We start from the raw sequence: 14,377 nt of genomic DNA on the forward strand, positions 1-14,377 counted from the left end.
TAATAACTCAAGTCTACCGCCCTGAAAACAAAAAGCCCCGAACTTTCGTTCAGGGCTTGAATATTTTGGCGCGAAAGCAATTATTTAGCTTTCAATGCCTCGGCTACCAAGGAACTCATCATAAGTACCTTTGAAGTCATTAATACCATCTTTGGTTAATTCAATAATACGTGTTGCTAAAGACGATACAAATGCACGGTCATGGGACACAAAAATTAATGTGCCTTCATATAACTCTAACGCATTGTTTAATGACTCAATCGATTCCATGTCCATGTGGTTAGTCGGTTCATCAAGTAATAATATATTTGGTTTTTGCATAATTAGCTTACCAAAATACATACGGCCTTTTTCCCCACCAGATAACACAGTCACTGACTTTTTGATATCGTCAGAACCGAACAACATACGGCCTAAAATACCACGTACAGATTGGTCGTCGTCATTCTCTTTGCGCCACTGGCTCATCCACTCAAACAAGGTCATGTCATTGGCAAAATCAGCTTCGTGATCTTGAGCATAATAACCAATGTTATGGTTTTCAGACCACTGAATCGTACCTTCATCCTGTGGAATATCATGGACTAGTGTGCGCAACAGTGTTGTTTTACCAATACCGTTTTCGCCCAAAATAGCGATGCGCTCGCCCACTTCAACCATCAAATCAAGTTTACTGAATAATGGTGTGTCGTACCCTTTGGCTAGGTTTTCAACCACTAGCGCATTACGGAACAATTTCTTTTCTTGTTCGAAACGAATAAACGGGTTAACACGACTTGAGGCTTTAATTTCATCAAGTTTAATTTTATCTATTTGTTTAGCACGTGATGTTGCTTGCTTGGCTTTAGATGCGTTAGCAGAGAAACGTGCCACGAAGCCTTGAAGCTCAGCAATTTGAGCTTTTTTCTTCGCATTATCAGATTGTAAACGCTCACGAGACTGCTGCGCTGCAGTCATGTATTCATCATAGTTACCAGGATAAACTCGCAGTGCACCGTAATCTAAGTCAGCCATGTGAGTACACACTGAGTTTAAGAAATAACGGTCATGGGAAATAATAACCATGGTACTGTTACGTTGGTTCAACATATCTTGTAACCAACGAATAGTATCGATGTCCAAGTTGTTGGTGGGTTCGTCAAGTAACAATAAGTCTGGATCTGAAAACAACGCCTGAGCCAACAAGACTCGAAGTTTAAAGCCTGGCGCAATTTCACTCATTAAGCCAAAATGCTGATCAGTGCCAATACCGACACCCAATAATAAGTCACCCGCGCGAGATTCAGCGGTGTAACCGTCCATTTCAGCAAATTCCATTTCAAGCTCAGACACCTTGATGCCGTCTTCTTCACTCATTTCAGCTAAAGAGTATATACGGTCACGTTCAAGCTTAACTTCCCATAATTCTTTGTGGCCCATGATCACAGTATCAATGACACTAAATTCATCAAATGCGAATTGGTCTTGACTCAATTTACCCATACGCTCATGTGGATCTAACGACACATTACCGCTTGATGGTTCTAAATCGCCGCCAAGAATTTTCATAAAGGTTGATTTACCACAACCGTTTGCACCAATTAAACCGTAGCGGTTACCGCCACCAAATTTAACTGATAGATTTTCAAACAGTGGCTTAGCACCAAACTGCATCGTAATGTTAGCTGTAGTAATCAAAATGAAATTCCAAATCGAGTATGAGTGTTAGCGCAATAAACCTAAGCTTGGTAACTATAAGCTAAATGGCTAACAGGATAATTAAAGTAACCGTTTTGCCTGACGCTATAAGAATAAGCAATATAGGACAAAGACAGGCAGAATCAAGCGCGACATTTTAGAGATTTTTGGACTATTTATCAACCTAAGCGAAATGATAGCTTAGCGAATCATAAAATGACGTCCTGTCTACTGAACGTCCTGTCTACTGAACGTCATCAATATCTAAACGTTATTTTAGCCTATTTTTAAATATTCAATTATATAATCAAGTCCACCAGTTATTGCCGCAACTTGGGCATCATTACATTCTTTAGCCGTTACATTAGGGCTATCCGGGTAAACTTCTGTTGTAGTATTAAAATGATTATGGGTAATACCAGCGCATAAACTGAGTTTTTTAACCGGATAATTAATCACCCCAAATTGCTCAATAGGCACTTCAATTAATTGGCCGTCATCATCTGGCGCGATATGGGTTATTTTTGCCACAGCATCAATAATTGCTTTTTGAAACTCAGGCGTTGGATTTTCAGAGTCGCCGACTAAATAAAAGCCATCAGGAATAATACCCGCCTCATACTCTTTACCATCTCTTGCTGACAGTAGTGGTCTAAATTCACATTCGTCTGTGTCGGTAGTTTCATGTAAATCAATATGTGCGTACACCTCACCTAATGAGGCAACAAAAGCCATTAAGGCTGCAGACTCTTCGGCAGGGCTATCAGCATAAAATGAGCGATTCGGGTCAATTGCTTTAGGGTTCCAACGATTGACCGTTTCATATCCCCATGGGCTAATACAAGGTGCCACGGCAATATTAAAATATTGGCTATAGTGCGCGGCTTTAGTGTCTAAAAATTGAATGGCACCATGAACACCACTGGTTTCATAACCGTGTACCCCACCGGTGACCAGTATGGTCTTTTTAGTGGCACTCCAATTTTTAGTTTTAAAGGCAAACAAAGGATATTTAGCCGCATCAAATGTTAGTGCGCCATAATTAACCTGTTCAAAATCTGCTGATAAAGCGGCAAACTTGCTCATCACTTCATCTTGATAACTGCGCTTAATGGTAACTTGGGCTAACCATTGTGCTTTCTCTGACTCATCCCAAGGTTGCCCCGGCGTGCCAATTGGAAAAACTGCTTCTTGTGTCATAAACCCTCTATCATGCGACTAAACTAAATGGAGACTTAACTAAAGGTTACTTAGATAATCTTTCAGGTCAGCATATTAACCGATTGAGTTAGGCAAATCGATCAATCGCCTAAGTAAGTCTCCCCCATCGCTGTAAACCATCGAAAAGAGTAAAACTGTAATTAATATATTGCCTAGCAACTGCTAGAGCCAATCTAGCTATTATTGGAATGGATTCACTTGTTCTCAAACTTGCCCAACGTTTTAAAATCAACTAGATAAACAATATAAATAAAAGTGATTACTATAAAGGCCACACAAAAAAAGGAAGGCGAACAAAGCCATTGAAGCAGAAAATGTATAAATAAACCAAAGTCCCGACAAAACATCATGACAAGATCGTCAAAATCTCAACATAAAATAGTGACTTTAATTATATCAACAACCCGTTATTGTTGAGGTAAAACTTGGTGGAACATTATTACGAGCTGAAGAATATCGAATCTTACAGGTATTAGGATCAGGTGCCAGTTTGACTTTAACTTCTATCGCACCCAATTGCCCGCTACAATTACCACCCACCCAAGTAAAACTAGCGTCAGTTTCAACGGCTTTAGCGATTCCATTCGGATGAGGACAGGGATACCCACAACGCAAAGTAATAGACTCACTTCCTACTTTAACCACAGGGTCTATAGCGCAATCTGTCTTATTTTCTATTCTCGCTTTCACATTGACTAACTCAGATGCTGATCGCATAGCCCCTTCTAAAGATTCAAGCGAGGCAATACGCGCATCGCCACTGATATTGATAAACTTAGGTGCAGCTACAACGGCTAAAATACCTAAAATAATAATAACGACAACTAACTCGATTAAAGTAAAACCTTGTTGTTTTTTAGGATGATACATATGTATTAATCTACTTTATTTAGGGCGTTTTAATAAACCAAAAGAAGCCAAGCTGCCCATTGCATTAAACCCTACTGTATATAACAAATCAGCCAAGTTAACAATATTACCCTACTAGCAAATAAGGCATAGGTAAAATTAGCGCGATATCAATTATCAACAATTTACATCAGCTAAGCTATACCAATAGCAAATAATCCAGCTCATTATTAGGTGTCGCTTGCGGGGTTTTGCACATTATCAATGTAAATACCCTAACCATTTAAGTTACTTATTACGCGCGATTAACACCAGTGAGATACCACTTAAAATGATTGCCCCGCTAGCGATTAAATGCAGGCTTAATGTTTCATGATTAAACACAACACCTCCAACGGCGGCAATAAAAGGCACACTTAATTGCAGTGCAGCGGCTTTTGATGGGTTAAGCCCTGTTAACGCCTTATACCAAATAGCGTAACCAATACCTGAGGTCAACGCACCGGACACTATGGCTAATATGACTCCATCATAATGCGCACTTTGCAGTGTATTGCTTAGGGTTAATTGCACTGAATTAACATTCATAGCCAAACTTAATATGACCAACCCGGCCAGCATTAAAATCATACTTCGGCTAAAATAATCGGCAGAATCTAGTACCGGAGAGTGACTTTGTCGCCCAAGTAAAGAATACATTCCCCACGCCACACCACTTAATGCCATGAGTATCATCGACCAATATTGAGGCGTGCCGATATTAGGCCACAACAAATATCCAAGCCCGATAAACGCAATAACACTGCCGATAACTTCAAATGCCGTGGGCCTTTGCCCTTGAATAACCGCAACCACATTCATTGATAATTGTACCGCACCAAATAAAACCAGCGCTCCCGTTGCGGTATCTAACGACAAATAAGCGATAGAAAATAACCAAGCATAGGCCAGTAAACTTAACGCCCCTAACCACTTACGCCAGTTGTAAAATGGATGATGTTGATAAGAATGCTGCTTAAGGGAGGTCAACGAGTCTGATAACTTGGCTGGTTTTTGTTGATATAAATGCATGCAACCAACAATCAACCACAGGGTTAATGCACCTGATAATAATCGAATTAAGGTGAATGAATCGGCATCAATTAAGCGGGCTTCACCCCCGCCTAGTGCCATACGGCTTAATACAGAATTAGCAGCAAACGCCACCAATGCTATCAAGGTTAAAGCTGCCGTGATAAGCGATGATGGCGTTGAGATTTTATCGGACAAGTTAACTTACCTTTTAAGGATTTTTATTTTTAGTGAAGGTGAATTTATTAACAAACCAACCAATTGTGGCTAATTGGCGAGTTTGTGATAAGCCAAAGTAAATACAAATCCACGGCGATATAAGCAAAAACCAGGGTAAACCCGCAGTCGAGCGACCACTGAAAAACAGATACAAAAAACCAGCGTAGATAACAATCACACCCAATATACCCACAAGCAGCATGACCTTTTTAATCCACACTTCTATCATTGTAATGTTCACTTTAGTCCCTTCATAAAAATGTAATCAATAGCAATATTATGCTTATACCTATGCCAATAAATAAGTTTGGCACACACAAAAGCCGAGCTAGGCTCGGCTTTGGGTCAGCATAATAACATGCTTAAGTTTACAAGCGAATGCCGCCGTCAATTTCAACTCCATGGCCATTTACATCATAGTGTTCACTGATAAAACCCATGGAAGAAGCAATTTCAGGTGCTTTATCTAAACATATAACAGAGCCGTTAAATAAGCAGATAGAAAGCTATCCCAACAGCGACATTAGCCGCCTTATATTTAACAAAATTCATTTATAACAGACACCTAATTAGAAAAACCCTAAAAAAATAAAGGAACACAAGCACCTTTTTCATATCGAAAAAATAAAAAACTCATCGTATGCAGCACCTCAATAAATTTAAATGATAACAATATTTCATACATACCTTGCATTACTATGTATGTGTGCTAATAATATGCACACCTACCTTGCAATACTATGTATGTGTAAATTAATAATCGGAGTCAAGATGAGTATCGAACGCTGGCAAAAACAGATGCGTAAAGGGTTATTAGAATTCCTTGTGCTTTTATGCTTAAAAGATAACGAATATTACGGCTACAGCTTGATCATTAAACTCAAGGCTCTTGCCGATATCGATTTAGCTGAAGGCACCATTTATCCCTTATTAAGCCGACTAAACAAGGAGGAACTTATTGATTTTAGATGGGAAATAATGGAATCAGGTCCTGCACGAAAATATTACCAAATTACCCCTTTGGGGCTAGAAACTGTCAATAAAATGAACACTGCATGGCAACAAATTAACGCCTCAGTAAACCAAGCTTGGAGCAAATAATAATGAACAATAATGGCTACTTTAACTGCGCAAAAACAAACACCCTATGGCAAGACTACTTCGCCAAAGTTGACAAAGAGCTGACTAAGGCACCTTTCTCACAAGCCATGACCATACGCCAAGAACTTGAGTCACATGCTTTCGAGGCCGCTCAAGCTAATCCGGCAGAGTCGCAGCTGCAAAAACTCAGTGATGCCCTAAAGAGTTTGGGGCAACCCCAGGACATTATTCCACCGCTATTATCTGCAGCTTTTGTCACCGATGCCCAGCACTCTGGCACCCCTGCGGCTATGGGTCGGGTACTTGGTTATCAGTCGGGCCGCAGCGTTAAAAAAACCTTACTCGCTATTCTTATCGGTTTCATTGCTTTACTGGCATTACCTCTTGCGGTATTAGCACTGCTTAAGCCCTTTTTCTATGACAACATCGGCTTGTTTACTAAAGATGACGGTATGATGCTGGGTTTCTTTGTCAATGTAGATGGCTGGCAAGAACATTTAGGATATGGCTTCATCCCACTCGCCTTAATAAGCAGCTGGTTACTCTACAAACTAGCCATCGCCATGCTCAAACTATTGAAATAATCCCCATCAATGGACGAACATTAACAGGGACACTTATTATGCTAAACAAATTCTATTTTGCAGCTTTGCTTTTTATCGCGCCAACATGTTTCGCATCAGACACACACTGGCAAGACACTTCCGACTGGCAAGCACTTACCCAGGGAATGGACACATTAAGACAAGATAATGGCATGGCCTTAGCCACTACATTATCCGATGCTAAGGGCACAGTTTGGCAGTACCATAATGGGTCTGTTAAAGATGGACTTGAGAATAACATTGATGAAAACAGCCGATTTAGAGCGGGGTCAGTCAGTAAAACATTCATAGCCATAGGTCTGCTACAACTGGTAGATCAAGGTAAACTAGATTTAGACGCTCCTATCAGTGTTTATCTGCCCAATGTGCGCTTTGTTAATCCCTGGTCTGACACTGATCCTGTCAGAGTAAAAGATCTGTTATCGCATACCGCAGGCCTCAGAGATGCCAACCTCACTGAAATCTATAGCGATACTGGACAGGAAAATTTAGCATTAGATAAAGTCATTTCACAGTACCAACTCATCGTGCGCTGGCGCCCCGGCACTCGACAAGCCTATTCAAACTTTGGCTATTTAGTAGCGGGACATCTTTTAGAGCAGCTCACTGGTGAGTCCTATGAGAATTGGTTAAATACCCACCTACTCCAGCCATTGGGCATGACACAATCCAGCTTTCATCAAGATGAACAGGTATTAGCGACATTGATTAATGGCCATGGTTCAGCGCTAAGTGGCGGCAAGTATTTGGTACCTGCGTTGCCACTTTCAGTAAGACCTGCAGGTAGCTTAGTTACCACACTGCATGACTTAACCCGCTTTAGCCGTATGCTACTAAACGAAGGGGAATTGGACGGAACAAGAATACTGAGCAAAGCAAGCTGGACATTAATGCACACCAGTGCGATGGACAAACACAGTGTGATCCATCAGGGGGCATATGGTCTGGGGATCTATCCCGTTAACAGAGAAAGCGGCCGTTATTTTTGTCATTCCGGTGGCATAGATGGCTTTTTGACTCAGGTGTGCTTCTCAACAGAAAAAAATATGGCCTTCGTCGCGTTAAGCAATAGTATAGAACTGTCTGGTGGTATGGTATTTGATAAGGCGCTTGAACATATAGCCAGCCCTGCTATACCCGAGGCTATACCGCTCGATTTTGATATCACTCCATGGCTTGGCTTTTACCGTCCTGAAAGTGCTCGTCAGGAAGGCATGGCAACGATGGACAGATTATTTAAAGCAAGCCAGGTGAGTTTTGATGGCGAGCAACTCATTATCAAACCGCTGTTTGGTACTGCCGATGAATATATCTACGTAGGAAACCAAGGGTTTCGCCCTAAAAACAAGCAAGCAATTAGCCTAACCCTAACATTAGACAGCCAAGGCCAGACCTTAATACAGGAAACCTGGGACACATACCTTGCCGACACGCGTTGGTACGGGCCTTGGTTAAATTATCTCTTTTTAGCTTTAGGTATATTGGTGTTAGTCACCAGCCTTAGCGCAGCAATGATGACCATTTATAGCGCCATTTTAGCCATCAGACGCAAGGCGTTACCGACTCGATTCACACTGCATTTAGCCTGTCTGCTATTGCCATTGATTTTTATCGGCCTTTATTTTTGCTTCTCTCAATTGCAATTGTGGGCGCTAAATAGTCTATCGCTACCGTCCATCAGCATATGGATAATCAGCTGCCTGTGGCCATTCACTATTGCGTATTTTAGCTGGGCAGTATGGCAAAAAAGATCTAGCCTAAACTTAAAGCGTAACAAGTGCTACTGGGCTATTGCAGTGTTAAGTCAATGGGGATTAGCTGCGTATTTAATTCACTTCGGTACATTCAATTTGATGTTTTGGAGTTAGTAGATTGGTCTACATAAAGCCGCCCAGTGCTACTGGGCCAATGTTTAATAAAATAGAGTAAACAATAAATGGCCCAACCTAACAAGAAAGGCCCTTCGCGCACCGTCGATGTATTCTGCGCTAAGTGTAAAGCCCAACTGTTTAAATATCGTAAGGGAGGTAAAGGCGCCTTAATCAAATGCTTTAAAGAGCGTATTGTTGAAGACAACACCAAGGTTGCTTGCACATGCCCTGAATGCGGCCAAGTATTTGCCAGAGACACATTAGTGAGAGGCGCACCGGCATTTAAGATGGTGGGTGGCAAAGTTACATTTAAATAAAGCGTAGTTAATCGTTCAATATTTAGCTAGAAATCTTGGGGGGCAATGTTATTGCCAAGGCCAAAAAGCTTTGGGTGAGCAGAGTATTATCTTGACTCACCGGGATCGTCCATATATGGCCATGTTATTTTGATTATTCTTACCAGAAAGTTTATTAGGCATTTTAAATGAACCGCCCTGTGCGGAGCCGCATGCAAGGTGGTGTGGGGGCTGGAGGTTAGATACCTCCGGCTACTCGATTAGCTTTGTTATACACTACATTTAGCATCACTCAGGATTTTTGCTGCATGAAGGTTATGATCTCCTTCAGAATAAACCTTACCTTGCTCAACAAATGTTAGCAATAAAGAGCCATCACTCAACCTATGCGGTGATACTTTTGCAATATTACCAAAGCTTTTATCAACAACTAATTCTTCAGGTCCTAACTTTCCTGAAGTAGAAACACACCTTCGCCATAATGAAAAAACATCATTTTCATGACGACTGTCAATTGATGAATAATATACGTCAACATAACCATCTTTACGTTGAATCGGACTTGCATCATGAACCCCTTCAACCCTCGTTGTGATTGGAATTGGCTTTCCCCAATTAGCTCCATTATTTGTAGACAGCCTAAAATGAGTTCTCATACCTGATTTTTCTTTTCCATCTGAATCATTAGCTTTACTAGTAAATCTAGTTTGAAATGTATAAATAAGTTCGCCTGATGAAAATATTGCTAACGCAGGCATTGCTCCTCCGCTTCCAATATCGATAGGAGAGTCAAAATTAACACCGTCATTACTTAGACTAAATAATAATTGGCAACAACCTGGATAGGGTTTTGAACGATAAACTAGCGCAACTTTACCGTTATTAAGTAAATACCATTTTGGTGCACTTGCTGCCGCAATAGGCATAGGTAGAGAAAGTAATTGTTTATTTACTAGTTTGTTGTTGCTTCCCCACTGTGCCCTATAAAGTGATGCTGGTTTAAAATAAGTTGTTTCAGATTCAACAAAATATAACCATTCAACATTATTTCCTTTAACGCTACTAACCCCTGTTCTAAAATTCACAGGTTGATTATTTTCAAACTCAAGAGTCTTTGGCTTCGATGACAATATAGAGCTTGGATTTATGTCCAACTCACTGTATCTAAGCTCTCCAGATTTCATATCATAATTATAAAAGTGTTCATAAATAAGAACTAAAGATTCTTTGGGTGTAATGATTGTACTCATAATTTGCATCCCTGGAGGATGCTCTATTCGATGAATATCATCATTAGTTAATGGCAAATTATTGGAATAAGAATTAACTGACAATAGTGTAGCTATTAAATAGAATAGATTTTTTAAGATTTTTTCTTGATACTTTTTATCGATAATCATGCCCACTCCTTGAACAAAGCTAACAGCTTACTGAACGCCTCGACCGATAAAGCCGAGCGTTTAAGTTATTGATTAATATCATCCTACATTTGCTAGGTCTTTGAAGTAAAGTAATTTAATGACTGTTGCACTCAAATATAAAACGTAAATTGCGCGTTAAAAGTATCTGCGGCCAATGTAAAAAATAAATCAAACAAGATCAATATATTAGAATAGTCCGGTTCTTATAAATACCGTCCTTTAGACTGCTTTTTGTTCACATATTATTGTTATTCCGTCAAACCTCATTGCAACTACATAAACACAGTGCAGGTAACATAAAGGGATGTATTTGCGGCGTGTCTTAGACGCATTGGAATTAAGCAGCAGACGAAATAAAGATAAATACTCATCAGCAAAAAGCCGAGCTAGGCTCGGCTTTGTTTAACGATAATACCAAGCTTAAGATTACAGGCGAATGCCGCCGTCAATTTCAAATACACGACCATTTACATAATCGTTTTCAATGATAAAACGTACGGTAGAAGCAATTTCATGGGCTTCACCTAAACGTCCTACAGGAACCATTTTCGTCATGCGCTCTAACGCTTCAGGCTTCATCGCTGCGGTCATTTCAGTGGCTATAACACCCGGCGCCACTGCGGCTGAACGGATATTATAACGGGCTAGTTCTTTGGCCCAACCGACAGACATTGCTGCAACACCTGCTTTTGATGCTGAATAGTTAGATTGCCCCATGTTACCCGCTTTAGCTAGGCTTGAAATGTTGATAATCACGCCTTGCTGGCCAGTTTCAATCATGGCTACAGCAGCTTCACGGCCGCACAAAAATGTGCCGGTTAGATTGACATTAATGACTGACTGAAATTTTTCATAGGACATACGGTCAGTTACTTTGCCATCTTTTGCCTTAACCATTAATCCATCACGCAAAATACCCGCGTTATTGATTAACACATTGATATGACCAAAATCTTCGCGAATAAAATTGAACCCCGCAACTACATCTTCTTCGTCGGTAATGTCGAACGCATAACCTTGCACTTCAGTTATTGCACCTAAGTCTGCACACGCTTGCTCAAGTTTTGCTTGGTCTACATCGATAAGCGCCAATTTTGCACCTTGGGAGGCTAAATCATGCGCCATAGCAAGACCTAAACCACCCGCGCCACCTGTGATGACGACAACCTTATCTTTTAATTCCATTACCGAGTCCTTTTACTTTTTATTTTGATTGGCAAATTGTTCAAAAATGCTCGAAAAATCAAGACGACCATGACCTTGACGAGCATGGTTAACATATAAACTACGCGCTAATGCGCCCATTGGGGTACTTGAGTTTGAACCTAAGGCAGCTTGTTGTGACAAGCCTAAGTCTTTCACCATTAGATCAACCATAAAACCACCTTGATAGCCTTTTGATGATGGCACATTTTCCATCACGTCAGGACAAGGGTTATATTTTTCAAGCGTCCAGTTTCCGCCGCTGCTGACTTTCATGATATCAGACAATACTTTAGGATCTAAACCGTTATCTATGCCTAATTGCAAAGACTCGCTAGTGCCAACCATTAATACTGATAACAGCATGTTATTACAAATTTTAGCAATTTGACCTGCGCCGACCTGGCCTGCATGGAAAATATTTGCCCCCATTACCGTTAATACCGTTTGTGCCTGGGTAAAAGCCGCTTCTGTGCCACCGCAAATAAAGGTCAATGTCCCTGCTGCTGCGCCTGCTGTGCCACCAGAAACAGGAGCATCCATAAAGGCGAGGCCTTTTTCAGCGGCTTTAGCGCCGACTAATTGCGCTGTGGCGGCATCAATGGTTGAGCAGTCAATTAATAAGGTGTCTTTACCGACAACATCTAATAAACCTTTATTGTTGTCATCACCCATATAGATACTTTGAACGTGTTTGCCCGCTGGTAACATACTAATGACATAGTCGGCTGACGCCGCTGCGCCACAAGCTGTTTTGGCGCTTAATGCGCCTTGATCGGTTAATGTTGCTACGGCCTGTGGATTAAGGTCAAATACCGTTACCGTCATGCCCGCTTTAATTAAATTGGCCGCCATAGGGCCGCCCATGTTACCTAATCCAATAAATGCTACTGTTGCCATGTTCAATTCCTTTTAAAAGTCTTTTAATGGGTGGTTATTCGCTTGCCAAGGTGAGGTGAGTAAGGCCGATAAAGCTTCATCTGTCACCTCTGATACATCGGCAAAACGCCATTTTGGATTACGGTCTTTATCAATGAGCAGCGCCCTTACTCCTTCACAAAAATCGCCATGAGAGCAACAGTTAACGCTGACACCTAGCTCCCATTTAAAGCAATCTGCTAAGTCTAATTCTGTACCCAGTGCTGCTTGAGCAAACACTAAATGCCAGCTTAATGGGCTGCCTGCTAATGCGGTTTTTTGTGCCCGTTTAAGCCAGTCTAGTTCGGTTTGTAAGCTAGACAATTGATGGTGAACATCTTCAATATCACCTGACATGAGCAAATTAATCTGTTGCTGGAATTGTTCTAGTGGACTGTCGCAAAGCGCCACTGAGACTTTATTTTGCATCGAGGTTAATAGCTGTGTTAACGCTTGATGATTCACATCGGCATTATCATTCCAGTGAATATCAGCTAGGGCATCAAACAGCGGCTCTTTGTCATCACTGGCTAGAAAATGAGTACCGACATTGACATACATGGCATCTGCCGCGTTCATGTTGTACGCCGTCAGCCCTAAAAATAGCCCGGTTTTGCCTGGCATCCGATTTAAAAAGTAGCTGCCACCCACATCTGGGTATAAACCAATAGTCACTTCAGGCATAGCAATACGGCTGCGCTCGGTTAATACGCGATGACTGCCGCCGGCCATTAAGCCTAATCCGCCGCCCATCACAATGCCATCGCCCCACACTAGTACTGGCTTGCCAAACTGATGTAGCAAATAATCTAACTGGTATTCTTGAGTGAAAAACTCACAGGCTTCGTCAGTCATTTTATTTGGGTTAGCGATTGAGGCATGATAAATAGCCCGCACATCACCGCCGGCACAGAATGCTTTTTCGCCGCTACCTTCTAATACCACTAAGGCGATATCATCATTGGTTTGCCATTGCAGTAATTGAGCGGTCATCGCCTTCACCATATCGATATTCAGTGCATTAAGCGCTTTTTCGATATTAAGGGTGACGATTCCGATAGACTTACCCGATAATGTGCCGAGAGTTTGAAATATGACATCTTGGGTCATTAGCAGTTTCTCCAGTTTGGTTTACGCTTTTCAAGGAAAGCATTAACGCCTTCGGCTTGATCTTCTGTATCGAATAGGCCGATAAAAAGCTCACGCTCTAAAGGTAAAGCCTGTGCGCGTGGCATTGTGCGTCCAGCCTGAATTAAGGTTTTACATACCGACACACTGCTAGGTGATTGACGTGCCACTTTTGCCGCCAGTGCAATAGCCGCATCTAAGGCTTGTCCTTGCTCAACCACTTCTTCCACCAAACCAATTTTTTCAGCTTTAGCGGCATCAATGCGTTCGCCGCATAAAATCATCCGTTTTGCCCAGCCCTCACCCACCAAAGCGGTTAAGTTTTGCGTACCGCCAGCACAGGGCAATAAGCCGACGCTGGCTTCAGGTAAGGCCATTTGAGCCTGCACTTCAGCAATACGGATATCACAGGCTAAAGCCACTTCTAAACCACCGCCCATGGCATAACCGTTAATCGCCGCAATTGACACGCCACGAAAGGCACTTAATGCCTCAAATGCAGCACCAAAATGCTTGGCCATAGTGGCTGCATTGCCTTTGTCGCCATCGGCAAATAAATTCAAGTCAGCACCCGCAGAGAAAAACTTCTCGCCCTGGCCGGTAATAACCAAAGCATAAATCTCTTTATTGTCATTTAACTCAAGCACTTTAGCGGTTAGCGCTTGTAAGCTTTGCGCAGTCCAGGTGTTAGCTGGCGGGTTATTCATTTTAATAATGGCGGTATTTCCGTCAATACGCACCCAAATAGCTTCTGTGGTCATTGTGATAGCCTTATCGTCCGTTGAAATTGTCTAGTT

General features: G+C 41.6%; 14 protein-coding genes. 4 read left to right on the forward strand and 10 right to left on the reverse strand.

Annotated features, from left to right (window positions below; translation table 11 throughout):
- Positions 1–84 precede the first annotated feature (84 nt).
- The 5 genes from ACRWQM_RS10805 to ACRWQM_RS10825 form a co-directional block, all read right to left on the reverse strand.
- On the reverse strand, positions 85–1,677 hold the full coding sequence (locus ACRWQM_RS10805; protein WP_434925851.1) for an ABC-F family ATPase: 1,593 nt from the start codon (positions 1,675–1,677) through the stop codon (positions 85–87).
- 276 nt (positions 1,678–1,953) lie between these two features.
- Complete coding sequence (locus ACRWQM_RS10810) at positions 1,954–2,877, reverse strand: M14 family metallopeptidase (RefSeq protein WP_434929992.1); 924 nt, start codon at positions 2,875–2,877, stop codon at positions 1,954–1,956.
- Between the two features lie 417 nt (positions 2,878–3,294).
- Positions 3,295–3,768: a type II secretion system protein gene (locus ACRWQM_RS10815; protein WP_434925849.1), complete on the reverse strand. Its 474-nt coding sequence runs from the start codon at positions 3,766–3,768 to the stop codon at positions 3,295–3,297.
- A 267-nt stretch (positions 3,769–4,035) separates the two neighbouring features.
- Complete coding sequence (locus ACRWQM_RS10820) at positions 4,036–5,016, reverse strand: DMT family transporter (protein ID WP_434929993.1); 981 nt, start codon at positions 5,014–5,016, stop codon at positions 4,036–4,038.
- A 13-nt stretch (positions 5,017–5,029) separates the two neighbouring features.
- The gene (locus ACRWQM_RS10825) at positions 5,030–5,266 is read right to left on the reverse strand and encodes a hypothetical protein (RefSeq protein ID WP_226415963.1); all 237 of its coding nucleotides are present in this window, start codon (positions 5,264–5,266) and stop codon (positions 5,030–5,032) included.
- A 542-nt stretch (positions 5,267–5,808) separates the two neighbouring features.
- Between ACRWQM_RS10825 and ACRWQM_RS10830 the strand changes: the two genes are divergently transcribed.
- The 4 genes from ACRWQM_RS10830 to ACRWQM_RS10845 all read left to right on the forward strand — a co-directional run bounded on the left by ACRWQM_RS10830 (position 5,809) and on the right by ACRWQM_RS10845 (position 8,931).
- Entirely contained in the window at positions 5,809–6,138 is a 330-nt protein-coding gene (locus ACRWQM_RS10830; protein ID WP_434929994.1) for a PadR family transcriptional regulator, read from the forward strand.
- A 2-nt stretch (positions 6,139–6,140) separates the two neighbouring features.
- On the forward strand, positions 6,141–6,722 hold the full coding sequence (locus ACRWQM_RS10835) for a hypothetical protein (RefSeq protein WP_434929996.1): 582 nt from the start codon (positions 6,141–6,143) through the stop codon (positions 6,720–6,722).
- A 38-nt stretch (positions 6,723–6,760) separates the two neighbouring features.
- Positions 6,761–8,611, forward strand: a complete 1,851-nt coding sequence (locus tag ACRWQM_RS10840; RefSeq protein ID WP_434929997.1) for a serine hydrolase domain-containing protein — start codon at positions 6,761–6,763, stop codon at positions 8,609–8,611.
- 68 nt (positions 8,612–8,679) lie between these two features.
- A complete protein-coding gene (locus ACRWQM_RS10845; protein ID WP_434929999.1) occupies positions 8,680–8,931 on the forward strand; it encodes a hypothetical protein in 252 nt (83 codons plus the stop codon).
- A 248-nt stretch (positions 8,932–9,179) separates the two neighbouring features.
- On the opposite strand, the gene ACRWQM_RS10850 is transcribed toward ACRWQM_RS10845, so the two are convergent.
- The 5 genes from ACRWQM_RS10850 to ACRWQM_RS10870 form a co-directional block, all read right to left on the reverse strand.
- Positions 9,180–10,310: a hypothetical protein gene (locus ACRWQM_RS10850; RefSeq protein WP_434930000.1), complete on the reverse strand. Its 1,131-nt coding sequence runs from the start codon at positions 10,308–10,310 to the stop codon at positions 9,180–9,182.
- Between the two features lie 447 nt (positions 10,311–10,757).
- Positions 10,758–11,516: an SDR family oxidoreductase gene (locus ACRWQM_RS10855; protein WP_434925845.1), complete on the reverse strand. Its 759-nt coding sequence runs from the start codon at positions 11,514–11,516 to the stop codon at positions 10,758–10,760.
- A gap of 12 nt (positions 11,517–11,528) precedes the next feature.
- Positions 11,529–12,434 (reverse strand): 3-hydroxyisobutyrate dehydrogenase, encoded by a 906-nt coding sequence (gene mmsB / locus ACRWQM_RS10860; RefSeq protein WP_434930001.1) that lies wholly within the window; start codon positions 12,432–12,434, stop codon positions 11,529–11,531.
- A 12-nt stretch (positions 12,435–12,446) separates the two neighbouring features.
- Positions 12,447–13,562 carry an enoyl-CoA hydratase/isomerase family protein gene (locus ACRWQM_RS10865; RefSeq protein WP_434930002.1) on the reverse strand — a complete coding sequence of 372 codons (1,116 nt, stop codon included), beginning with the start codon at positions 13,560–13,562 and terminating at the stop codon, positions 12,447–12,449.
- A complete protein-coding gene (locus tag ACRWQM_RS10870; RefSeq protein ID WP_434930003.1) occupies positions 13,562–14,341 on the reverse strand; it encodes an enoyl-CoA hydratase in 780 nt (259 codons plus the stop codon). The genes ACRWQM_RS10865 and ACRWQM_RS10870 overlap by 1 nt, the downstream gene beginning before the upstream one ends.
- Positions 14,342–14,377: the final 36 nt, after the last annotated feature.

Source organism: Shewanella sp. HL-SH5 (assembly GCF_051163755.1).
Classification (GTDB): Bacteria; Pseudomonadota; Gammaproteobacteria; order Enterobacterales; family Shewanellaceae; genus Shewanella; species Shewanella glacialimarina.

What these genes read in the sequence shown, in the direction of transcription:
- ACRWQM_RS10850 (WP_434930000.1), bottom strand. Translation starts at nt 10,310, where the DNA reads ATGATTATCGATAAAAAGTATCAAGAAAAAATCTTAAAAAATCTATTC.
- ACRWQM_RS10815 (WP_434925849.1), bottom strand. Translation starts at nt 3,768, where the DNA reads ATGTATCATCCTAAAAAACAACAAGGTTTTACTTTAATCGAGTTAGTT.
- ACRWQM_RS10865 (WP_434930002.1), bottom strand. Translation starts at nt 13,562, where the DNA reads ATGACCCAAGATGTCATATTTCAAACTCTCGGCACATTATCGGGTAAG.
- ACRWQM_RS10870 (WP_434930003.1), bottom strand. Translation starts at nt 14,341, where the DNA reads ATGACCACAGAAGCTATTTGGGTGCGTATTGACGGAAATACCGCCATT.
- ACRWQM_RS10840 (WP_434929997.1), top strand. Translation starts at nt 6,761, where the DNA reads ATGCTAAACAAATTCTATTTTGCAGCTTTGCTTTTTATCGCGCCAACA.
- ACRWQM_RS10855 (WP_434925845.1), bottom strand. Translation starts at nt 11,516, where the DNA reads ATGGAATTAAAAGATAAGGTTGTCGTCATCACAGGTGGCGCGGGTGGT.
- mmsB (WP_434930001.1), bottom strand. Translation starts at nt 12,434, where the DNA reads ATGGCAACAGTAGCATTTATTGGATTAGGTAACATGGGCGGCCCTATG.
- ACRWQM_RS10845 (WP_434929999.1), top strand. Translation starts at nt 8,680, where the DNA reads ATGGCCCAACCTAACAAGAAAGGCCCTTCGCGCACCGTCGATGTATTC.
- ACRWQM_RS10810 (WP_434929992.1), bottom strand. Translation starts at nt 2,877, where the DNA reads ATGACACAAGAAGCAGTTTTTCCAATTGGCACGCCGGGGCAACCTTGG.
- ACRWQM_RS10835 (WP_434929996.1), top strand. Translation starts at nt 6,141, where the DNA reads ATGAACAATAATGGCTACTTTAACTGCGCAAAAACAAACACCCTATGG.
- ACRWQM_RS10830 (WP_434929994.1), top strand. Translation starts at nt 5,809, where the DNA reads ATGAGTATCGAACGCTGGCAAAAACAGATGCGTAAAGGGTTATTAGAA.
- ACRWQM_RS10825 (WP_226415963.1), bottom strand. Translation starts at nt 5,266, where the DNA reads ATGATAGAAGTGTGGATTAAAAAGGTCATGCTGCTTGTGGGTATATTG.